The sequence below is a fragment of the Phormidium sp. FACHB-1136 genome (genome assembly GCF_014697375.1).
In the GTDB taxonomy this organism is placed as follows: domain Bacteria; phylum Cyanobacteriota; class Cyanobacteriia; order Phormidesmidales; family Phormidesmidaceae; genus Nodosilinea.
Genome location: NZ_JACJRS010000045.1, coordinates 26,707 through 47,163, shown reverse-complemented (window position 1 = coordinate 47,163; position 20,457 = coordinate 26,707). Strand labels below are relative to the sequence as shown.

Sequence of the window (20,457 nt, the reverse complement as noted above, 5' to 3'; positions counted from 1 at the left end):
CTGGAGGCCCTTCAACAGCGGGTTGACCAAGAACTCGCCCGTCTGACGCCAGAACAAGTGCAGTCCATCACGGGCTATGACTTCATTCTCGATGCCCTACTCCAAGCTGAATTCCAGAAATCAGCCTAAATTATGCTCAACTTCATTTTTTATTGGTATTACTTGCATCAAACTCAAAGCCCATATTCAACTCCTAGGGGTTTATGTGAATCGAAATCGTAGCAAGATCTGATTCTTTTCAGAATCAGCTTGTTGATTAGCCAAGCCATCATGCAGGCTCTAAAACCATCGTTCTGGTTGATCTAGCCTTTAAAGGCCCGCTTCAAACCGTATGCCGCCAAACCCGTAATAACCCCAGCCGCCGCAACCGGGGCCGCGCCAATACCGACACCTCCACCAGCAACGGCTAGCCCCATCCTCCCAACGTGTGCAGCAATCCCTAAGCCTACAGCGCCACCACCTGCGGCAAACCCAGCGACTTCTTTGACCCCAGACTTGATTTTCTTGTACTTGGACATCAGAGATTACCTCGATCAGAACTTATGAAGGCTGGATGCAGCCGTTGGCCCTTGGTTAAGAGCCTCGTAATGCATCACCGCCTTCGTAGTTCGATTTTATACTGGGCAGAAGAAGATGCCTTCAGCTTGAATACCGAACTTTTTTTCTTATATTCCGCCAGTTGACGATCCCTGATCGATGTGAGATCCGTAAGTTAATCAGAGCCAGATCTACAATAAGTTGTCAATTTTAGCTACATTTGCATCAGTAATTCGCACCATAGGACTTCTTTGGTAAGCGGGGAAATGTCCAACAAAAAAGGAGAGGACACCCAGCGGTATCCTCTCCTATGGATTATGAGCCAGACAATGATTCGTCGGACTGATGCCTAGGCGTGGGTGGCGACGTTGAGGCGGGTGGAGGTGGGCTGGGTAGACCATACACCTGTAACCGCGTTTGGGGCTACCCTATCGCCAGAAGCGAGGCCGACGAAACAGCACGGCTAGCGCGGCGCACCTGAGAGCGGTCGGCTTGGCGGTAGGGCTAGTCTAATCGCTCTGGGGTTCAGCCGTGACCATCTTTCCAATCCGCTTCATTACCTTAAGCACCTCATAGAGGTCATTCCCCGGATTGGCCAAGGAAAATAGGCGAGAATTGGCGTACTGGGGCTGAGGGGTTTTCGTCAGCTTCAAAAACAAAAAACTCTGGCCATTGCTTACCATGGCAAACGTAGGCTGCTCCGATTCGGGGGTTGCCAGCATATAGGCCAGCGCTTGCCCCATCGCCACATTCGCATCAAAATCACTGCGTTTCGCCTCCAGCACCAAGATCCAAAACCGATCCTTCAGCACCAAAACATCGATTCTGCCGCGAATCATTTGCCCCTCGTCCTCAGCGGCAATATCAATACTCACCTCCGACTGAATATGAAAGGGGTCATCATAGAAACCAGCCCTATCCAACAGGGGCGAAAGCACCACCATCTTGACGCTGTTTTCTAATAATGGCGGGTTTTTTAGAAGGCGTTTGAAATGGGTCTTCACCCGATCAAGATATTGTTTTTCTAGCTCGGTTAGTGACCCTAACCCCTGTGTCCATTCCCCAAAGAAGTCTGGCTGGGTGGTCTCCCGCAGGCCATAGCGCTCTTCGAGCAGGGCGATAGAAACTTGACTGGCGGGAATAACGCTGACCATAGCATTTTGCGAAGGGGATAGGGCGCGGCGGTCACAGGAGCCTGGGGCTAGCACCATAATCTACAGTTTAACGTTATCGCCGCGTTTCCCTAATTACCTCAGTTCGGGTTAAATTCAGTAACCCGATGCCCCGTCAGGGTGGGCCAGCGTTGTTGCCAGAAGCGGTTTTCTAGCGAATGTCCAACAAAAAAGAGAGGACACAATCCTGTATCCCCTCCTTGATGATGAGCCAGACAATGATTCGTCAGACTATGGTGATGCCCCGTGGGTGTTGGGTTCCGCTTCGCCTCACCCAACCTACCCAGGCAACTTAGCCTAGGCGTGGGTGGCGACGTTGAGGCTGGTGGAGGTCAGACGCTCGTAGGTAGCGCGCATCTTCAGACCCACCAACACCTGGAACAGGCCGCTACCGTTGGTGGAACCGGGGTATTCGCGGTGCTTCAGCAGCAGTTCGGTCATTTCACCGTAGTACTTGGTGGAGGTGTTGCTGAGGTGGCTTTCGATGTAGATCATTTCTTCCAGGCGGTCGAACTGACCATCCACCTCTAGCACCGAGACCTCATGGCCGTAGTAGCTGTCGGGGCCGTAGTGCATCCGAATTCCGGGGTAGGAGCAGGTGAGCTTCCGACCGCAGGGAATCCAGTCGATGGTGGAGCCTTCGTCGAACAGGTAGACGGGGTCGAACCCTTCCACGCCTTCCCGCTGCATGAGGCGCACCCGCAGCACTTTCTTCTCTTCGTCGTTGGGGATGAGCTTGGTGGGCAGAATTTGAATCACCACATCGGCATACTGCTTTTGGATGTCGATGTAGGCTTCAAAGTCGGGACGACGGGCGTTGATGGAGGCCAGCACGTCTTCGTAGGTGTGGCCACGCTCGGCCATGTCGCGCTGGATCTTCCAGGCAATCTTCACCTCGTCGCTGATGTCGAGGTAGACGCTGAAGTCGATCAGGTCACGGACGCGCTCGTCGTAGAGGGGGTGCAGCCCTTCGATCACGATGATGCGGTTGGGGTCAACCCGTTCGGGGGGGTCAAGTTCGCCAGTTTCGTGGTTATAGATGGGCTTGTCGATGCTCTTGCCTTCCTTCAGGGCTTTGATCTGCTCGTACATGAGATCAAAGTTGTTGGCGCGAGGATCGAGGGCGGTGACGCCAGCTTCTTTGCGCTGTTTGCGGTCAAGGCTGTGGTAGTCATCCAGACAGATGACGGTCATCAGCTCGGCCCCAAACAGGTCGCTCAGTCGTCTGAGGAAGGTGGATTTACCACACCCAGAGTCGCCCGCAACACCGATGAGAACTACTTTGTCTGGCTTGTTGATCATAGGTTCCCTCTATACAACTCCTGTTAAAGTCATGCCGTTTGAGCAAGGTGGGCGAGGCTGGCCGCATCGCAACACCCCACGACCCCCACGAAATACCCCAAAAAATATCTCGTAAAATGTGGCGCTTGTGAAGCGTAAATCCCTAACCTTCTCACAGCAAAACTCCTCCTGGGGAGGGGCCGTGCCTAGAGAATCCAGGGCCATCCACGGCAACGGTTTGGTGACTTATGGCGGCCAGGAGATCCTGAGCCTAGCCCTCCATTCAGCCTACAGACACGGAGAACCCCTATGGCTAAGGAGCCTTGCCCGTGGCGTCTGAATCGGGATTGATAAGTATTTCTACCGCTGTGTGCTGATCTTATCAGAAGAAAGTATCGCTCACAACTGAATTTCCGGGTGGTGGGGATCAATATTTAGCCTAATTTAACCTCAGTTCGGGTTATGCTCAGTAGCCCGCTGCCCCGGAAGCCCTTACCCCCAGCCCCTCTCCCACGAGGAGAGGCAGGGTAGTTTCATACCAGTAAAGAAAAAACGTAATGGATCCGGTTGGCCCAATCTCTGAGGGTTTGGGGCACGGTTCGCCAGCCTTGTCGTTGGGCCAGGGTAATGGCAAAGGTGTTGAGAAGCCCACCACACTCATGCGTAAAAATGTACTATGAGCAGCATTACGGATTGGGGCTTAAATGCCGTGAGAGCAAGGCCAACGCGCTACTTACCAACGGTGCTCTCCCCGGAGGAGGTGCAAGCCCTACTGAGGCATCTGTCTGGCGTTTACCTGTTGGTAGCGAAGTTGCTTTTTGGAGGGTCACTGAGGCGGGGCTGTTTCAGTATGGTCATCGCAAAGACCATTGCCCCGACCTGCCCCCACGGAAGCTGATGCTGGCGACGCTAGATCCGCTCGGACTACCGATAGCGACCGAGGTTGTTTCAGGGCAGAACGCCGACGACCCTCTCTACATTCCGGCCATTCAACAGGTGCGTCAGACCCTCAGCCAGTCCGGGTTGCTCTACGTGGGAGATAGCAAGATGGCCAGTCTAGCGACCCGTTGCTTTCTCCAGACCACGGGCGGCGACTATCTCTGTCCACTCGGGGGGACACAGATCAAGGCGGGGGCGATGCAGACTTACCTAGACCCCGTGGAGCAAGGGGCCGTCGAGTTGCAGGAGATTCACTACAACTCTGCCGACGGTCACAGTACGCTGATTGCCAGAGGCGATGAACAGATTCAGACTAAATCCGGCTTATTTACCCCTTTACCCTCGATGAGGTGCTGCCGCTGCCTTACGAACTGCCGTTAGCCAGCTAGCCTCCAGCCTATCCCCGGTAAATCGGCGTTAATGCCATCCCACTATTCAGCCCACCTTAATACACCACCCCTCGATAGCGGCGAGTTTTGGGCGTTGCCTCGGTGCTGGCTGGGATGTCGCTGGAGGGAACGGTGGGTGGTGGTGTCTCTGGCGTGGCGGCAAAGGTTGGGGCGGGGCTGTTGGTCTCCGACGAACCGTTGCGCGGGTTGAGAGATCGCAGGCCAGCGGCGACCCAGCTAATGTCGTTGAAGAGGTCAGAACCTTCATTGGTAGCGGATTGACGCTTACCTGTATCCGCACCATTACCGTTCCCTTTTGCCGTTGTGTAGGACTCTTGCGGCTTCGCGGGCGTTAGGGCGGTCGTGCTGGGGGCAGATTGGCTCATCTGGCGGCGAATGTTGAGCAGTACCGAGAGGAGTGCCTTTTCGTCTAGGAAGGGGGCATCTAGGGAGGCCAAAATCAACCGCATACTGGCGGCGGCGGCACTCATCAGGGTTTCGCGGTGGAAGCCGTGCAAAAAGCCCGATGCCCCTTGCTGCATTGCCCAGCGCCGCTCGGTTTCAGCAATGGGACCTCGATGGGTGCGGGTTAGGAAGATCTGAATGCGAGGAAAGCGCTGACGACACCAGCGACAAAACTCGTAGGGGTTAATGTCGCTAATTTCCGTATCTAAAATAATCAGATCGGGGAGGGTAAGTCCCGCCTCCGCAATTTGACTGATACAGTCTACCAAGTCTGTCCGAGAGGGTTCTAGGATAACCGCTAGGGACTGAGACTTGAGTAGGGACTGCCAAATCAACCCCTGCAATCGATTAGCCTGGATAACAAACGCCAGTTTTTGCGGTGATTCCACGGATAGAAGCCCTCATTAGGTGCCCGATTCGCCAGCTCACAACCCAGAGAAATGCATGGCCTTGACACGCCAGAGTCATTTCAGGCTGCAACGTAACATACCTTTACCACTCTAAGGGGCGTTGATGATGTCGGGATGATATCTGCGCTACATCTACGCACATTTAATGAGGGATTTTGGATAAACAACCGTGATTTCCGATGAGGGGCCAGCCGCCTCTAGTTTGAGATAGGGCTCATCTGGCCAACGCAATTCGGACAATCGATCACCTGTAGAAAATTTACCGAAACACCGATGGTCTCCTTAGCCTCTCCCCGGCGCGGGCAGTTTTGGGCAGACCGGGGTGGCACCTTCATCGATAATGCTCGCTCGGTTGGGAAATAGGGTTAGGAAAAACCACCACAAAGATCTCCAAAGGATGAAAATACCCATCGGTATTTCGTAACCGTCCTAGAATTTTAACGAAGAGGCTCCTCGAAAAATAGCGAAAAGCACCGTCTCACAATGAGACTTAGACTAGAATATGGGTATCTAAAATATTGATTAATAGATGACTGTGCGACGATAAATCTTCTAATTACTCAAGGGCACCTCGATTAATTACCTTATTGCGAACTCGAAGAGCCTAAAACCCATGGAACTTCGTAGCCAGTCTCAAGAAGACCTGCATTTTTCGAGATGCTCAAGGGGGAGCTTGTCATTAACTGGGATCGTAAGATCAAGCCTAAAGGAAACATAATGAATGTAATTTAAATGCGCGTCAGCTTATCCCAACGGCTGATTATCCTAGGTGTTTGACCCGTTCCTTGGCGTCTTGGCGTTGTTGGCGGGCCATGCGGAACAGTTCTTGGCCTGTGTGTAGGTAGGAGGTTTCGTAGCTGTAGGTAAAGCGCTCCATTTCCTCTAGGCCATCCTCTAGCTGGCCCAGGCAGTGGTACAGATCGGCGGCGACCCCGGCGGTGCTGGCGGGGTTGGCCATGGATTGAAACTTGGTTTTGGCCTGTTCTAGCCAGGTGCCGCACTGCTCTAGGTAGGCTTGGAAGGCTTCCATGAGCTCATCGTCGAAGGGGTCGGCGGAGAGCTTGCGGATTTCGGCCTTAAGGGGAGACATAATCTTGGCGATGAGTCGATCCACCGGGGCATAGACCAGCTTCAGCCAAGCATCCTCCTGGGCCTCCGAGGATTGGCTGGCCTGCCGATGGCGTCGATAGGCGGCTTGCATGTTAGCGGTGCGCTGGGTGCGTTGTTGGGCGGTGGCCTCTGGATTGGCCATGACGACCCCCTGCCGCTCCCGGTCGTACCTCACCCGACGGCTGGGGTCGCCAATCACCTCGTAGGCGCTGTTAATGCGGGCAATGTGGTCGTGGGAGGCGGATTCTGCTTGGCTATCGGGGTGAAATTGCTTGGCCAAGCGACGATAGGCCCGTTTGATCTCCGCCTGGGTCGCCGTTTCGTGAACTTCGAGAATTTGATAATGGGTTTGCTGTGCCATAGGGCCATTGTAAAAGAGGCACTAAAAGAAGAAAAGAGCACTCCATTAGCCATGGCTCCATGGGCACAGGCTAGTTGGTTTTGGGCGGGGCGGGGGGCGGATTGGGGCTATCATCGGTGACCGTATCGACCCCCACCGTGAGGTTGAAGGGGGTGGTTTCCCTGGCCTGGGCCACCACCACAATTTCGTAGTAACCCGACTGGGGGAGATCCCCGGCCCAGGTGTTTTGGGCCGCGCTGGATAGCAGGTAGGGCCGTTCTGGCGTGGGTGCAGGCAGGTAGATCGACAGGCGGGTGGCGTCGGGAGGGGCTTGCAGGTTAACCCGCATCAGTTGGCCCTGGCTGGCATTCAGGATGTAGATGTGGCCATCGCCGGGGGGTAGATCCCCCGTGACCTGGTGGCTAAATTGGCCCGGTTCAAAGCGAATTTCGGTCAGGGCATCGCCGCTGGTGATGGCGGTCACCCGATCCTGGGCGAGGGCCAGCCGCAGTTGATCCACCGGAGTTTCCACAAAGCCCTGCTGGGTACGCCCTGGAAACAGCGCCTCAAACCGAGCGTTGGTCAAGTTCTCTAGGGCTTTGCTGCCCACGTAGCGTTGGTTAATTTGCCGTCGCCATCGTTCCTGGTCGGCGGGGTTGTAGCGACCCAGTTTGTCCCTGGCCTCCGCACTGAGGTGAGCCTCCATTAAATCTAGATTTGCGGTGGCGAGGGCGTCCCACTCGTCTCGTAGGGCGGCATCCTGGGGCTGGTCGGTGAGCGGGGTACCCTGGCGGTCGGGATGGGCCTCAAAAAAGAACTGATCCGTGAGGCTGACGAGGTAGGCCCAGTCCACCCCTAGGGTTGTCGCCCGATCCCGAATCGCCTGCTTGCGAACCTGTTCCGCCTCACTGAGGTTGCTATTGTTGGCATCGTTAACCCCTGGAGCCACGGCGGTTGAATTGCGCCAACCTAAGGGATCCAGCCACCAGCCTAGGCCCGCTGCCATCCCCAGCACAAGGGCCATCCCCGCCAGCGCTGGCCAACATCCCGCCCTCATCCCTTGGCGCTGGGGCGATTGAGTCGGACGGGGTGGCGGCGGTACGGTGTAGGTTGGATCTGGGGGATAGATGGATCCGGAAATGGTTGGGTCGGCATCGCCAGGGCCGAAAGCGCCAGGATTGGGATAGCCCGCCAGCGGTTGGGGGGTGGCGGCGGACAAAACCCGCAGTCGCAAGGGACGCGGCGGGGCCGGAGCCACCACCGTCGGGGGCGGTTCCGGGGGGGGCGGCGTCGTGGGCTGCATCCGCACGGGCATCGTCTCCCCGTCGTCCGGGGTTGATCCGTAGGGGTTGGCTAGGTTCAGGGCGGTCATCACCTGCTGTGCCGATGTGGGCCGTTCAGCGACATCCCTAGCCACCATTTGCTCTAGCGTCGTTCGCAGATGTGCCGAAACCTCCAGGTGATTGGGCCAAGCCCAGCCTTTTTTGCGCTCGTCGTAGAGTTCATCGGGTTCTTTGCCCGTCAACAGCACCATGGCCGTCATGCCCAGGGCATAGAGATCATCCGAGGGGGTAGCGAAGCCCGTCTTTTGTTGGGCGGCGGGGATATAGCCCCTATGGCCGAGGCGGGTAATCGTCCCATGGGGGGTTTGGTAGGGATGGGGCACTCCCATCTGGTGACGCACATTCACCAGCAGTTGTTTCACACTGCCAAAGTCGATCAGCACCGGACGACCATCGGCATTGCGTTGCACCAGATTGTCGGGGGAAATATCACGGTGGACAATGCCCAGTCCGTGCAGGTATTGCAACACGGGCAGCAATTGGGCCAACAACTGCACCACCTCGGCTTCAGAGAACTGTCCCCCTTGGGCCTGCCGACGGCCTAGTAGATGGCGATAGGTGGGGCCTTCCACATAGTCCTGCACCAAGAAGATCTGGCCCTCCTGTCGCAGCAGTTCCCGAAACCGAGGAATTTGGGGATGATCCAACTGGTAGAGGATGCTGGCCTCGCGCTCAAATAGCTTTTGGGCCTGATCCAGGGCGTCCTTGCCCTGTACCTGGGGGTTACCTTCCCGCAGCACACAGAGTTCCTGAAATCGGTGGGTATCCTCCGCCAGGTAGGTACGGCCAAAGCCACCGTCGCTAAGCTGCCGCAGAATCCGGTAGCGCCCCCCCAGGAGATCACCCCCCTGTCCCCCTGTCTCCATACCCCTCTCCCGATCTAAAACGCTTTCCTATCCTATAGAAAAGTCTCCATCTCCAATGTCATCCTCATCCTCTTGCCGGGGCAGGGTCTCCCTACCCTGTGCTGTCCTACCTAGCCGGAGGTCATCAACCAGGATGCCGTCCTATACCAAATTCTAATCGAATAACCCCGATTCCCCGCCCAGCAAATCGTAGGGGCAAGGTCTCCTCGCCCGCTGATACCGAGGCAAACAAGTCGGATTTGGTATTAGACCTCAAATTTGATCTTGTTCGGCCTGTCGCACGGCTTCTAGGGTGAAGGGCAGGGCGGCGGTTTCCACTGAAATGGAATGGATGCCCCAGGCCACTAGGTTGGCGATCAGGTCGGGGTGGCGAACGGGGGCCTGCCCACAGATGGAGCAGGTGAGGCCGCAGCGTTGGGCCTCTTGGATCAGGTAGGCGATGGCCATTTGGATGACGGGGTGGCGTTCATCGTAGGCGGAGGCCATGGTGGGTTGATCGCGATCCACGGCCAGCAGCAGTTGGGTCAAATCGTTAGAGCCGAGGGCGATGCCCTGCACCCCGGCCTGGGCATAGGCGGGCAGCAAGAACAGTACCGAGGGCACCTCCGCCATAATCCACAGGGCGAAGGGTTCGGCCTGGTTCAGGCCCGCCTGCCGAATATGCTGCTGACACGCCAGCACCTCCTCCACAGTGCGCACAAAGGGCAAAATCAGTTGCAGGTTGTCATAGCCCGCCCGTTGCAAGGTGGCTAGGGCCGCTAGTTCTATCTCAAACAGGCGGGAATCGACATCGTAGCTGAGGGTGCCCCGCAGGCCCAGCATGGGGTTGGGTTCTAGGGGCGGACTACCCACGAGAGCCTGCCATTCGTGGGAACGTAGGTCTAGGCTGCGGTAGCGCAGGGGTTTGGGGCCAAGCACTTTCAAGATCGGCTCAATCTGCTGCACCATGCGGCTTTGCAGTTCGGCCCCCTGGCCTTGGTTAATCCAGTGCCAGGGATGTCGGCCTTCCAAAATATCCAGCAACAGCCACTCCGACCGCAGTAGCCCCACCCCCGCAATGTGCTCCACGGGTAGGGTGTCGAGCCGCCGAATTTGGCTGAGGTTGGCCATCACTTTGGTGCGGAGGTCGTGGTAGCGCCGGGGTGGCAAATCCACTAGGGGGGTGGCCGGGGAGCGGGCCGGGGGCTGGGTCACAATGGAGGGAATCCGGGCCGCATCGAGGCCGTAGACGACGCCCCGGTTCCCATCCAGCCAGAGGGGCATGGCGTTTTCTAAGATTTGGGTGGCCTGGGGAGCCCCCACAATGGCGGGCACCCCAATTTCCCGCGCCAGAATGGCCGCATGGCAGGTGGCCCCCCCTTGCTCGGTGACAATGCCCGCCACGGCTTCGAGCTGGAGGAACACGTCGGGCTGGAGATCGGGCAACACCACAATGGCATTGGGGGGCAGGGGACGCGGCAAATCCTGGGGCTGGCGGGCTACCACGGCAATGCCCTGCACTTGCCCCGCCGAGGCTCCAATCCCTTTAACCACCGTACTCACCGAGGGGAGATGGGGCAGGCTGGGCGGGCGAACGGAACGGGGGGCGGGGGGCGCTATCGTCGGAGCCACGGCGGGGGGCGCGGCCACGTAGGGGATCACCTGGGTAATCACAAACTGCCAGCCCTGGCCCTGTTCCCCTGGGCAAAGAATCCACTCCAGGCCCAGATCAAACTCAGCGGCGGGGGGCACCAGGGCGGCATCGGCCCCTAGCACCTGACGACTGCGTTGACCCAAATCAATCAACTGACGAATGTGATCGGGGGTGAGGGGGGGCAGGAGGGCTGGATCTTCCCGCTGGATCACCCGTAGGGGCAGGCCGCTGACAGGGCGATCTGGCTCCAGTCGTTCTAGATCGACGTGGGCTGGCCCTGCTGGATCGCGTCGGTCGCCTTGGCCCAAGCTGACTTGGTAGACCTGCTCCTGAAATCCGGGCTTCCACTGAAGGCTATCCGGCTGCGTCAACTCCATTTGGCCTCGGGCCGGAATCGCCTCCCCTCGCACCAGGGGCAGACCCAACCCCATCACACAGTCCCACAGGGCCCGCCGAGTGCCCAGCCGCAGGGTTCCCGTTACCAGGGCCGGATAGAGGGGGGTGACCAGGGTGGCTAGGGGAAGGTAGCCCAAGGAGGGCTGACGATGTCGCCACACCGCCAAATTTCGGGCCGATAGCGCCTCTCCCCAAAACTGCTGAAGGGCTTTGGCCAGGGGCACCAGGGTTGATGCTCCCACCTGGGCGGGTAACAGTCCCACGCCCAGATCCATGCCCTGTCCCCGTCGGGCTGAGGCTGGCCCCAGAGAAGCCCGCAACATCCAGGCGGGATGGGGCCAAGCGGCGAGATCCGCCACCAGTTGATCCGGCAGGGCGGCGGCGGCATAGGCAGCTTGGGCCTGCTGGCTGATCTGCTGAAGCTCTTTAAACCCGGCCATTTTCAGCCGTTCTAGGTCGTCTAGCCGCCGCAATATATTGGCGTCCATCAGGCTGGAGAGCGCGTTTTGCCACCCCTGGGCAGGAATAATCTGCCCTGCCACAACGGGTAGATGCTGCTGGGCCAGCAACCCTAGGGCGTAGGCCTTGTAGCCCACCTGGGGCAGACTATCGGCACAGACCTGATCCAATTGTTGAAGCCAGGGCATGGCAGCGGCGGAGGCAAAGCCGAGGAGGGTTGAAGATGATCCGCGTATTATTTTGTCCGCTTATCTATGGTCTGCTTATCTTAATGGTTTGCCTATTATTGCCCTGTGGGTTGAGCACCGAGGCCGGATAACCCCTTAGGATCCAGCAGGACAATGCAATTGTTATACCTACTACTGTAAATCCAATTGACGGAATCTGAGTAGGGCTTCTGCCGTTGTCCTCCCAGGCATGGCCCCTGGGGCGCATCCCAGCCTCTCAATGGGTGATGGGAAAACCTCCGTTCCTAAAGCGCCAAAGGGAGGTAGACCCAGGCCATAGCCATAGGTCAGCCCCAGCAGGGTCAGCAGCCATAGGCCAGCCCCAGCAGGGTCAGCAGCGTAAGACCGAGAATCCACAGAGGCCAGCGAGACAGCATGGGGTCGATGGGGATGGTTTAGGTTGTTACAATTTTCCAAGGAATATTCCCTTCCTTCAAATTGCGCGACGCAGGAGAAAACAGCACCATGGCCATTAACTGTGCGGTAGATTGCCGAGACGGCTGTATTTTGGGTGATGAATGCCCTAACCTCAAGTACACCGAGGAAGCCAGCAAATTTATTGCCGACACCTCCCTCGATAAAATGCTGGAGATGGCCGACGAAGCGGTGCGGCGCAAGATGTTGGAGCGGGCCTCCCAGCCGCCCAAGTGGGTGCTACCTGAGGACTAGGACGACCGGGCGAATCCCAACCAGGGCAGGACGATCCTACGGGTTAACCCGCTGACCCAGGATGTAGGTGGCGGCGATGGCTCGGTCGTCGCCCATGATTAGCAGGGAGAAGAGGGGATCGGCGATGGTGGCTAGGTCATGCTCCAGGGGGGCTGGGTTGCGGAGGGCCAGCAGGGGCGTGGCCTGGGGGTTGAGGACAACGATATCGGCCTCGTTACCGGGGTTAAAGCTGCCGATTTTGTCGTCCAAACACAGGGCCTGGGCACCGCCTAGGGTGGCCAAAAACAGGGCTTTGAAGGCCGAGAGCTTTTGGCCGCGCAGTTGGGCAACCTTGTAGGCTTCGTTGGCGGTTTGCAGGAGGGAAAAACTGGTGCCTGCGCCCACGTCTGTTCCTAAGCCCACGTTGACCGGGTGTTCGGTGGATTTGGCCTGCTCGATGCGAAACAGCCCACTGCCTAGAAACAGGTTGGAGGTGGGGCAAAAGGAAATCGCGGCCTTGGCTTGGGAGAGGCGGCGAAACTCCTCATCGGTAAGCTGAACGCCATGGGCAAACACCGACCGTTCCCGCACGAGGCCCGTTTGGTCATAGACATCTAAATAGCCGTCGTATTGGGGGAACAACTCCCGAATCCAGGCCACTTCGTTGACATTTTCCGAGAGGTGGGTGTGCAAATACAGGTCCGGGAATTCGTCTAGCAGCTTTGCGGCAGCTTTCAGTTGGGCCTCGGTGGAGGTGGCGGCAAAGCGGGGAGTAACGGCATAGAGCAGCCGACCTCGACCGTGCCACTTTTCGATGAGCGCTTTGGATTGGTCATAGCCCGTCTGGGCCGTATCCCGCAGGTAGTCTGGCGCGTTGCAATCCATCAGCACCTTGCCGCTGATCATGCGTAGATTACGGGCCAGGGCCGCTTCAAAAAAAGCATCTACGGATTCGGGAAACACCGCTGCGAACACTAGGGCCGTGGTGGTGCCGTTTTTCAGCAGTTCATCCAAAAACAGATCGGCCACTTGGCGGGCGTAGGTCGGGTCTTGGAACTGGCGCTCGGTGGGAAAGGTGTATTGGTTCAGCCATGCCAACAACTGCTCCCCGTAGGCGGCAATCATCCCGGTTTGGGGATAGTGAATGTGGGTATCAATAAAGCCGGGGGTGATCAGGTGGCCGGAATAGTCCACCAGGGGCAGGTGTTGATAGGCGGAATACAGGTCGGCAAAAGGGCCAAGGGCGGCAATGTGGCCGTTTTCGATCACCAACAGGCCATCGGGAATGTAGCGTACAGCCTCGGATTCTGGCACAAAAAACGGGTCGGCCACGCAGTCGATCAGGGTTCCCCGCAGGACAAGGCTGGGGCTGGGTACGGAAGGGGCAGAGGGTTGACCCATGGGCTATCCTGACGGTGCTAGAAACGTGAGCTGGGTGGGATCGTTCATGGGATTGTCCCACCTGGACGAGGAGATGACAACGGTAGCCGCTATGGTTGGAGTGCTGCGACGGTGTTTGGTAGAGTGCCTGATTTTCCTAACACAAGCGCTGAAAGTCTTGCAGGGATATTGTTTCAACTCGACGTTTTGGCCCGATCATTCCTGCTAGGGCCGTTTATAATCGGCTCATCTACCCCAAAAACGCCCGTAGTTTGAAGCATTCCGGCCATGACCTACACCCCCCTGCCCCAAGTCATTTTTCTCGATGCCGTGGGCACCCTATTTGGGGTGGCGGGCAGTGTAGGGGATATTTATGCCAACATTGCCCAGCGCCATGGGGTCACGGCTGATGCCAAGGCTCTGAACCAGGCTTTCTTCCGCACCTTCAGCGCTGCCCCAGAAATGGTCTTCCCCGGCTGCGACCCTGCGACCATTCCCCAGCGGGAATACCACTGGTGGCGCGTGCTGGCCCAGCAAACCTTCAGCAGCGCCGGGGTGATTGACCAATTTGTGGATTTCGACAGCTTCTTTGCCGACCTCTACGCCCACTTCGCCACCGCCGCCCCCTGGAAGGTCTACCCCGATGTGCCCGTCGCCCTACAACGTTGGCAGCGGCGCAGCATTGAGCTAGGAATTATTTCTAATTTCGATTCCCGTTTATATAAGGTGCTAGAAGCCCTGCACCTGGCCGACTTCTTCCAGTCTGTGACTATTTCCTCTGAGGCCGGAGCCGCCAAACCCAACCCGCTGATTTTCCGAACCGCCTTGCAAAAACACCGCTGCGACCCCTCCCAAGCTTGGCACCTGGGCGATAGCGAAGGGGACGACTTCCACGGCGCAAAGGCCGCTGGTCTCTGGGGTGTTTGGCTCCAGCGCCCTTAAATCGGCCAAGTGTCTAACGGGTCAACCTTCACTCAAGCCGTTGGATAACCCGCCCTAGGGTTCCATGCCTCGATGGGCTGATCAACCTAGCCTAGGCGACGGTACCAGTGGGCGAGGTTCTGCACATCCAGCCCTAGGCCATACCCCGCCACCATGACCTGGTTGGCCAGGGTGGTACGCCATACCCCTAGACGCTGCCAACGGCGACTGGAGGTGAGCACAGGGACAGGCACCATGGCCAAGCGACCCTGACGGTTGAGGCGCTGCACGAGGTCAAAGTCTTCCATAATCGGCAGCTTGGCAAAACCACCCATCCGGTGAAAGCGGTCGGCGGTGAGAAAGAGGGCTTGGTCGCCGTAGGGCAAATGCAGCCAACGGGAACGCCATTTCACCCCCCATTCCACCCAGCGCAACCCCCAGCCAGGGCCATCAATCGCGAGGTCAAAGGCTCCAGCCACCACCCCCGGTTGAGCCAGGGTTTGCCGCACTAGGGGCTCAAAATTAGGCGGCAGTTGGGTATCGGCATGGAGAAACAGCACAATCTCGCCCTGGGCCACCGCCGCCCCCTGGTTAAGCTGCGCCCCCCGTCCCCCCGTAGCCACCACCACCTGGGCACCCCAGCCCTCGGCGATGGCGCAGGTCTCATCCGTACTGCCGCCATCGGCCACAATCACCTCCAGGGTTGGCCCCCAGGGTAGGCGCTCTAGGGTATGCCCCAGGGTTGCCCCTTCGTTGAGGGTGGGGATGATGATGGAAATCGTGGCGGGGTGGGGCACGGGTTAGGGAGTGGGGAGTCGGGAGTCGGGAGTCGGGTTAGGACGTGGCGTTAGGCATGCCGCAGAGGGGTACAGGAGGGGGGGAGATGGACTAAGTCTGCTGGGGTGTCGATGTCGTGGAGGGTGGGCAGGTAGGTGGGGGTGAGGTGGAGGCGTTTGGCTTGGGCTAGGGTTTGGGTTAGGACTGCCGCCGTGCTCCAGGTAATGTTCTCAAACAGGGCGGGCTGGGGGGAGGTGAGTCCTAGGAGATAATAGCCCCCATCCTGGGCGGGGCCAAGGACGAGGTCGGATCCTGCCGCGAGGGCCGCTAATGCCTGGTGGAGGATAGTGGCTTCTAGGGCGGGGCAGTCGGTGCCGATGACGAGGGCGGCGGTATAGCCCTGGGCAAAGGCCCAATCCATGGCAGTGGCGAGGCGGTGGCCCAGGTCGCCCTCCGGTTGGGGGCAGTAGATCAGGTCGTCGCCTAACCAATTCTGCATGGCATCTGCCGTGGCCCCGCTGTACCACAGGGCAAGGTCCACAGGGTGGGGGATTGCTCGCGCCTGGGTAATCACCCGTTCCGCCAGGTGTTGATATAACTGCGCCGCCCCCGCTGGCCCCAGGGCAGGAATCAGGCGGGTTTTGGCTTGCCCTGGGGTGGGGTAGCGGGCAAACACCAGCACACAGGCGCGGGTCGATAACGTCATGGTTGGCCTACTCAGTTTGTCCGGTGACGATGGCGCGGGCCGATTGACGTAGGCGGGTGAGGTCGTCCTCTAGCAGGGGGGGCCAAATCACGCCCTCGGTGGTGCCCTGGCGATAGAGATGGCCGCTGTCGTCAATCAGCACCAGCAGCGCCTTGAGCAGGGTGCGATCTAGCACGGGTTCATCCTTGAGGGCTTCGTAGATCACCTTAAGGGCAAGCAACAGCGAGGTGACCTGACCGGGAATGGGAGGCTTCCCCTGGTGTAGACAGGCGATGAAGGTTTCCCGCTGGTCGGCGGCGGGGGAGAGGGTTTGCTGAAGTAAAAACTGGTGGGCGGTGTCAAAGTCCATGGGGGATCTCGATCATGAAAGAACAGTGGCGATGCCCGCGTGTGATCCCCCAGTCTATCGCCCCAGGGGAGTGTTGGCATCCCTGGGGAATGAATCCTACGGAGCCATGGAAAATCAGCAAATATACGGTAATTTTTTGGGCATCTATCCCGAAACCCTGATGGCTTAGGCGAAAATTGGGGCACCCTAACCCTATTCCCCTCCGACAGGTTTGCCTATGACCGCCCTGGCCCCCATCCCCTTTGTGGATCTCGATTGGCAGCATCGTCCCCTATCTAGCGCCCTACAAGCGGCCCTGGCCCAGGTGATGACGGACGGGGATTTTGTCTTAGGTCGAGCCGTGGCGGACTTTGAGGCCCGCTTTGCCGCCGCCTGCCAGGGGCGGTTTGGGGTGGGGGTGGGCTGTGGCACCGATGCCTTGGCGCTGGGGCTAATCGCCTGTGGCCTGGGGCCGGGGGATGAGGTGATTCTTCCGGCCAATACCTTTGTGGCCACGCTGATTGGCGTCTTGCGCTGCGGTGCAACGCCCGTCTTGGTGGATTGCGACCGGGCCACCGCTCTGATCGATTTGGACGCCGCCCAGCGGGCCATCACCCCTCGCACCAAGGCGATCATTCCCGTCCACCTCTATGGCCAAATGGTGTCGCCCCAGGGGTTGCGCACCCTGGCGGAACAGTATGATCTGATCCTCTTTGAAGACGCCGCCCAGGCCCATCTGGCGGAACGGGAAGGCCAACGGGCGGGATCCCTAGGGCAGGGGGCGGCCTTTAGTTTCTATCCCAGCAAAAACCTCGGTGCCTTCGGGGATGGGGGCCTGGTGGTGACCTCCGAGGAAACGGTGGCCCAGACCGTGCGTTCCCTGCGTAACTATGGGGCCAGCCGCAAGTACTACCACACCGATCCCGCAGGCACCAACAGCCGTTTAGATACCCTCCAGGCCGCTGTCTTGAACGTAAAACTGCCCCACCTGCCCGCCTGGAACCAAGCCCGTAATACCCTGGGCCAAGCCTACGACCGCAAACTCGCCCCCCTAGTCGAACACGGCATTGTTCCCATCCGCAACGAGGCTGGCCCCGGCCATGTCTACCATCTCTACGTGGTGCGGGTCACGGCGGACTGCCCCCTCCGCCGCGACGATCTCCAGGCCCGTTTAGGGGAGCAGCAGATTCAAACGGGCATTCACTACCCCATTCCCTGCCATCGACAACCCGCCTTTGCCAACCTAGGCTATGGCCCCGGTGCCTTTCCCCAGTCCGAAGCCCTCAGCCAGGAAATTCTCTCCCTACCGATGTACCCCGGCCTTACAGAAGCCCAGGTCGATCAGGTGGTAGACGCTATGCTAGAGACAGTTCTCTCAGCCTCATCCGCCCCGCTGACCTCGGCCCTGGGGTGAGGTAGACGTTAGCCGTTACGTCTTGACCGTTTCTCCTGATTGCCGCCGCACCACCCCAGATAGATTGTCCGATCTCCTGCTGTAACCCAACCCGGCCTATGCTCTCCCGTCGCCCTGTCCCCTCCCTGTCTTGGCTGATTACGGCCTTGATCGCGTTGCTCTATGGCCCGCTACTGATGCATTGGGTGGATGGCTGGCTGAATAAGTCGATCAGTATTCAGCACGAGTACTTTAGCCATGGGCTGCTGGGGTTGCCCTTTGCAGCCTACATCGTTTGGGAAAAGCGCACGGATTGGCAACGGCTGGCTCCCCAGTGTCATCCCGTTGGGCCGGGGCTGGTGCTGCTGGCTGGTCTTCTGTACCTCACCGGGCTCCCAGACTGGATGAACCTTTCCCTGCCGCTGATGCTGGCGGGACTGTGCCTCTCCCTGAAGGGGATGCCGGGGCTGCGGCTGCAAAAGATGCCCCTGCTGCTAGTAGCCCTAGCCACCCCCACCCAACTGCCCTACCTGATTGAGCCCTACATTCTGCCACTGCAACGGTTTATTGCCGCTGTGGCGGGGTTTTTGCTCACCCAGGTGGGGGTCAACGTCACCGTTGATCAGATTTATCTCTATGTCAATGGCCAAACCGTGGAGGTGGCCCCCCACTGTGCGGGGCTCAAAATGCTGTTCACCAGTCTCTATGTCGCCCTGATGCTGGCCTACTGGACGGGAGCCTACACCTCAAGGCTATGGATGGGTCTCTTTTTTGGCGGCACCGTGGCCGTTAGCGTGGTGGGCAACATTATCCGCAATGCCCTGCTCAGCTACTTCCATGGCATGGGCTACACCGACCTTTTTGTCTGGCTGCACGATAGCTGGGGGGGCGACCTCTACTCGGCTCTGCTGCTGATGTCGCTCATTCTGTGGCTGCGGCTGATTCGCCATTACGTGCCGCCAACCCTGAAGCTCGATGGCCGTACCCCAGCCTCGGTATAGGGGCTGGCTTGCCGCCATTATCCGCCGCTGATCCTCAGCCGCCATTATCCACCACCGAAACCGCCGTCCTACGTTCCCGTTCCCTAGCGACCCCGAAGCGATGACTCCCAGTTCCTCCCCTGCCCCTAGTCTGCCGATGCGCTGGGTCAAACCGGGCCTCGTGGCGCTGTTGATGGTGCTGATGGCAGCGGTGATGGCCCCCGCCTACCTCACGGGGCAATGGCCCTGGGTGACGGCTCCCCAACTCACAGACGCTGACCTTGCCGCCCTGAACACTCTGCGGAACAACGGTCTGGAGATTCCCCACTGGTCGCCGCCTCAGCATCAGGTAATTCCCCTCAACCGCCAAGACTGGAGCGTGAATGAATACACCACCACCAACGCCACCGCCCTAGCCCAGCAGATGGTGGTATTGCTGTATCCTCAGCCCTGGCACAACAACCAACCCCAGGTGGAATGGGTAGACCTGGCCGGAGTCCAAAACTGGCGGGTGGAACGACGACAGCGTCTCCAATTACGCGATGGGCAACACCCCCTTCCCGTCCAAGCCAATTGGATTCAGGGCCACAACCGTCAGCAGACCTTTGTGGCCCTACAGTGGTATGCCTGGCCGGGGGGAGGCCACCCAGCTCCTCGGCGCTGGTTCTGGGCCAACCAGCGATCCCAACTCACCACCCACACCCTCACCCCCTGGGTAGCGGTCACCCTGCTGGTGCCCGTCCCGCCCCTAGCCGACGTTAACCCCTACCAGGCTTGGATGGCTGAACTGGGAGGAGAGGTGCATCAGCACGTAACCGCCTTCCTGGGTGGGGTTGAGCCCCAAAACTAGCTCTTTCCCTCGGCCTAGGGGCTGGAGAAACGTGGAATTGGGAAGGAATTATGTAAACTATTGAAACAATTATCCCCGGTCACGCTAGGATGCCCCCAGTGTTAGCCCGGTGGGTTCGGTGCGATAGCCGCGCCGCCGTTGCTGTTTTCGGTCTTGGGACTCTCTGCATGTTAGCAACCCCTTCCCCCGTTGGTTCTGCCCAACCCCAGTCCGGCATTTCCCTGCGCCACGTCCATCCCCAGAAGGTGGTGGTGGTGGGCGATAGCTTGGTCTACGGCTATGGTGATCCAGAGGGGGGCGGCTGGGTGGAGCGGCTGCGACGCAGGGCCATGGAACCGGGCACCCCCGGAGCGGTGTTTTATAACCTAGGGGTACGGGGAGATCGGGCCAGTCAGGTGCGGGAACGCCTCGCCCATGAGTTTCGCTATCGGGGAGAAATTCGCAACCGTCTGCCCGACCGCCTAGTGATTTCCGTGGGCACCAACGATTCCGCCCGCGTGGGGCGTGCCCTCGGTCGCAACTACACCGACGTTGACGAGTTTGAGCAAACCCTCGCCGATCTGCTGGCCGAGGCCCGTCAGCTTTGTCCGGTGCTGTTTGTGGGGATGGTGCCCGTCAACGAAGCGGCCATGCCCTTTTCTGAAGTACTGTACTATTCCCAGCGGGAGCAGTGGCGCTACAAGGAGGCCACCCGTCTCGCCTGCGAAAGCCACAATATTCCCTACCTCGATGTGATGGATCTCTGGCTACACCGAGGGGATGCCTGGTGGCGGGATCGCCTCTCTGCCGATGGGCTGCACCCCAACGTCCTCGGCTATCGATCCCTCATGCAGGATGTACTCGCCTGGGATGCCTTCCAAGCCGCCGTTGACATGCATCCCGTTGACAGGCATCCCAGCTAGCCGGG

General features: G+C 58.9%; 18 protein-coding genes. 8 read left to right on the top strand and 10 right to left on the bottom strand.

Going from position 1 to position 20,457, the window contains the following annotated elements; all coding sequences use genetic code 11:
• Window positions 1-1,046 precede the first annotated feature (1,046 nt).
• The gene (locus H6G62_RS14660; RefSeq protein WP_190496405.1) at window positions 1,047-1,691 is read right to left on the bottom strand and encodes a type I restriction endonuclease; all 645 of its coding nucleotides are present in this window, start codon (window positions 1,689-1,691) and stop codon (window positions 1,047-1,049) included.
• A 315-nt stretch (window positions 1,692-2,006) separates the two neighbouring features.
• A complete protein-coding gene (locus H6G62_RS14655; RefSeq protein ID WP_190496403.1) occupies window positions 2,007-3,011 on the bottom strand; it encodes a phosphoribulokinase in 1,005 nt (334 codons plus the stop codon).
• 876 nt (window positions 3,012-3,887) lie between these two features.
• Between H6G62_RS14655 and H6G62_RS14650 the strand changes: the two genes are divergently transcribed.
• Complete coding sequence (locus H6G62_RS14650) at window positions 3,888-4,310, top strand: hypothetical protein (protein WP_199324991.1); 423 nt, start codon at window positions 3,888-3,890, stop codon at window positions 4,308-4,310.
• Window positions 4,311-4,374: 64 nt separating this feature from the next.
• On the opposite strand, the gene H6G62_RS14645 is transcribed toward H6G62_RS14650, so the two are convergent.
• From H6G62_RS14645 to H6G62_RS14630, 4 genes are all read right to left on the bottom strand, one after another.
• A complete protein-coding gene (locus H6G62_RS14645) occupies window positions 4,375-5,172 on the bottom strand; it encodes a hypothetical protein (protein WP_190496401.1) in 798 nt (265 codons plus the stop codon).
• A 781-nt stretch (window positions 5,173-5,953) separates the two neighbouring features.
• Window positions 5,954-6,664 (bottom strand): DnaJ domain-containing protein, encoded by a 711-nt coding sequence (locus H6G62_RS14640; protein WP_190496399.1) that lies wholly within the window; start codon window positions 6,662-6,664, stop codon window positions 5,954-5,956.
• Between the two features lie 70 nt (window positions 6,665-6,734).
• Window positions 6,735-8,852 (bottom strand): serine/threonine-protein kinase, encoded by a 2,118-nt coding sequence (locus H6G62_RS14635; protein WP_190496397.1) that lies wholly within the window; start codon window positions 8,850-8,852, stop codon window positions 6,735-6,737.
• A gap of 252 nt (window positions 8,853-9,104) precedes the next feature.
• Window positions 9,105-11,528: a putative PEP-binding protein gene (locus H6G62_RS14630; protein ID WP_190496395.1), complete on the bottom strand. Its 2,424-nt coding sequence runs from the start codon at window positions 11,526-11,528 to the stop codon at window positions 9,105-9,107.
• A gap of 504 nt (window positions 11,529-12,032) precedes the next feature.
• Between H6G62_RS14630 and H6G62_RS14625 the strand changes: the two genes are divergently transcribed.
• Window positions 12,033-12,236, top strand: coding sequence for a hypothetical protein (locus tag H6G62_RS14625; RefSeq protein WP_190496393.1), 204 nt, complete (start codon window positions 12,033-12,035; stop codon window positions 12,234-12,236).
• Between the two features lie 36 nt (window positions 12,237-12,272).
• Here H6G62_RS14625 and guaD read toward each other — a convergent pair whose 3' ends face one another.
• Window positions 12,273-13,616 carry a guanine deaminase gene (guaD, locus tag H6G62_RS14620; RefSeq protein ID WP_190496392.1) on the bottom strand — a complete coding sequence of 448 codons (1,344 nt, stop codon included), beginning with the start codon at window positions 13,614-13,616 and terminating at the stop codon, window positions 12,273-12,275.
• A 267-nt stretch (window positions 13,617-13,883) separates the two neighbouring features.
• Here guaD and H6G62_RS14615 point away from each other — a divergent pair, with 267 nt between their 5' ends.
• The gene (locus H6G62_RS14615; protein ID WP_190496390.1) at window positions 13,884-14,537 is read left to right on the top strand and encodes an HAD-IA family hydrolase; all 654 of its coding nucleotides are present in this window, start codon (window positions 13,884-13,886) and stop codon (window positions 14,535-14,537) included.
• A gap of 86 nt (window positions 14,538-14,623) precedes the next feature.
• Here H6G62_RS14615 and H6G62_RS14610 read toward each other — a convergent pair whose 3' ends face one another.
• From H6G62_RS14610 to H6G62_RS14600, 3 genes are read right to left on the bottom strand one after another with little or no spacing between them, the layout of a single operon-like run.
• Window positions 14,624-15,313, bottom strand: coding sequence for a TIGR04283 family arsenosugar biosynthesis glycosyltransferase (locus H6G62_RS14610; protein WP_190496389.1), 690 nt, complete (start codon window positions 15,311-15,313; stop codon window positions 14,624-14,626).
• A 50-nt stretch (window positions 15,314-15,363) separates the two neighbouring features.
• Window positions 15,364-15,999 carry a TIGR04282 family arsenosugar biosynthesis glycosyltransferase gene (locus H6G62_RS14605; protein WP_190496386.1) on the bottom strand — a complete coding sequence of 212 codons (636 nt, stop codon included), beginning with the start codon at window positions 15,997-15,999 and terminating at the stop codon, window positions 15,364-15,366.
• 7 nt (window positions 16,000-16,006) lie between these two features.
• Complete coding sequence (locus tag H6G62_RS14600) at window positions 16,007-16,348, bottom strand: Dethiobiotin synthetase (RefSeq protein ID WP_190496384.1); 342 nt, start codon at window positions 16,346-16,348, stop codon at window positions 16,007-16,009.
• A 31-nt stretch (window positions 16,349-16,379) separates the two neighbouring features.
• Between H6G62_RS14600 and H6G62_RS14595 the strand changes: the two genes are divergently transcribed.
• From H6G62_RS14595 to H6G62_RS14575, 5 genes are all read left to right on the top strand, one after another.
• Window positions 16,380-16,517 (top strand): hypothetical protein, encoded by a 138-nt coding sequence (locus tag H6G62_RS14595; RefSeq protein ID WP_190496382.1) that lies wholly within the window; start codon window positions 16,380-16,382, stop codon window positions 16,515-16,517.
• A gap of 48 nt (window positions 16,518-16,565) precedes the next feature.
• On the top strand, window positions 16,566-17,741 hold the full coding sequence (locus H6G62_RS14590) for a DegT/DnrJ/EryC1/StrS family aminotransferase (RefSeq protein ID WP_190496380.1): 1,176 nt from the start codon (window positions 16,566-16,568) through the stop codon (window positions 17,739-17,741).
• Window positions 17,742-17,839: 98 nt separating this feature from the next.
• Entirely contained in the window at window positions 17,840-18,721 is an 882-nt protein-coding gene (gene crtB / locus H6G62_RS14585; RefSeq protein WP_190496378.1) for a cyanoexosortase B, read from the top strand.
• Between the two features lie 100 nt (window positions 18,722-18,821).
• A complete protein-coding gene (locus tag H6G62_RS14580; RefSeq protein ID WP_190496376.1) occupies window positions 18,822-19,550 on the top strand; it encodes a cyanoexosortase B system-associated protein in 729 nt (242 codons plus the stop codon).
• A 167-nt stretch (window positions 19,551-19,717) separates the two neighbouring features.
• On the top strand, window positions 19,718-20,452 hold the full coding sequence (locus H6G62_RS14575; protein WP_190496374.1) for a GDSL-type esterase/lipase family protein: 735 nt from the start codon (window positions 19,718-19,720) through the stop codon (window positions 20,450-20,452).
• Window positions 20,453-20,457 lie beyond the last annotated feature (5 nt).

Excerpts from the sequence above, each read along its gene's own strand:
- H6G62_RS14660 (WP_190496405.1), bottom strand. The coding sequence starts at position 1,691 with ATGGTCAGCGTTATTCCCGCCAGTCAAGTTTCTATCGCCCTGCTCGAA.
- H6G62_RS14655 (WP_190496403.1), bottom strand. The coding sequence starts at position 3,011 with ATGATCAACAAGCCAGACAAAGTAGTTCTCATCGGTGTTGCGGGCGAC.
- H6G62_RS14650 (WP_199324991.1), top strand. The coding sequence starts at position 3,888 with ATGCTGGCGACGCTAGATCCGCTCGGACTACCGATAGCGACCGAGGTT.
- H6G62_RS14640 (WP_190496399.1), bottom strand. The coding sequence starts at position 6,664 with ATGGCACAGCAAACCCATTATCAAATTCTCGAAGTTCACGAAACGGCG.
- H6G62_RS14635 (WP_190496397.1), bottom strand. The coding sequence starts at position 8,852 with ATGGAGACAGGGGGACAGGGGGGTGATCTCCTGGGGGGGCGCTACCGG.
- H6G62_RS14630 (WP_190496395.1), bottom strand. The coding sequence starts at position 11,528 with ATGCCCTGGCTTCAACAATTGGATCAGGTCTGTGCCGATAGTCTGCCC.
- H6G62_RS14625 (WP_190496393.1), top strand. The coding sequence starts at position 12,033 with ATGGCCATTAACTGTGCGGTAGATTGCCGAGACGGCTGTATTTTGGGT.
- guaD (WP_190496392.1), bottom strand. The coding sequence starts at position 13,616 with ATGGGTCAACCCTCTGCCCCTTCCGTACCCAGCCCCAGCCTTGTCCTG.
- H6G62_RS14615 (WP_190496390.1), top strand. The coding sequence starts at position 13,884 with ATGACCTACACCCCCCTGCCCCAAGTCATTTTTCTCGATGCCGTGGGC.
- H6G62_RS14605 (WP_190496386.1), bottom strand. The coding sequence starts at position 15,999 with ATGACGTTATCGACCCGCGCCTGTGTGCTGGTGTTTGCCCGCTACCCC.
- H6G62_RS14600 (WP_190496384.1), bottom strand. The coding sequence starts at position 16,348 with ATGGACTTTGACACCGCCCACCAGTTTTTACTTCAGCAAACCCTCTCC.
- H6G62_RS14595 (WP_190496382.1), top strand. The coding sequence starts at position 16,380 with ATGCCCGCGTGTGATCCCCCAGTCTATCGCCCCAGGGGAGTGTTGGCA.
- H6G62_RS14590 (WP_190496380.1), top strand. The coding sequence starts at position 16,566 with ATGACCGCCCTGGCCCCCATCCCCTTTGTGGATCTCGATTGGCAGCAT.
- crtB (WP_190496378.1), top strand. The coding sequence starts at position 17,840 with ATGCTCTCCCGTCGCCCTGTCCCCTCCCTGTCTTGGCTGATTACGGCC.
- H6G62_RS14580 (WP_190496376.1), top strand. The coding sequence starts at position 18,822 with ATGACTCCCAGTTCCTCCCCTGCCCCTAGTCTGCCGATGCGCTGGGTC.
- H6G62_RS14575 (WP_190496374.1), top strand. The coding sequence starts at position 19,718 with ATGTTAGCAACCCCTTCCCCCGTTGGTTCTGCCCAACCCCAGTCCGGC.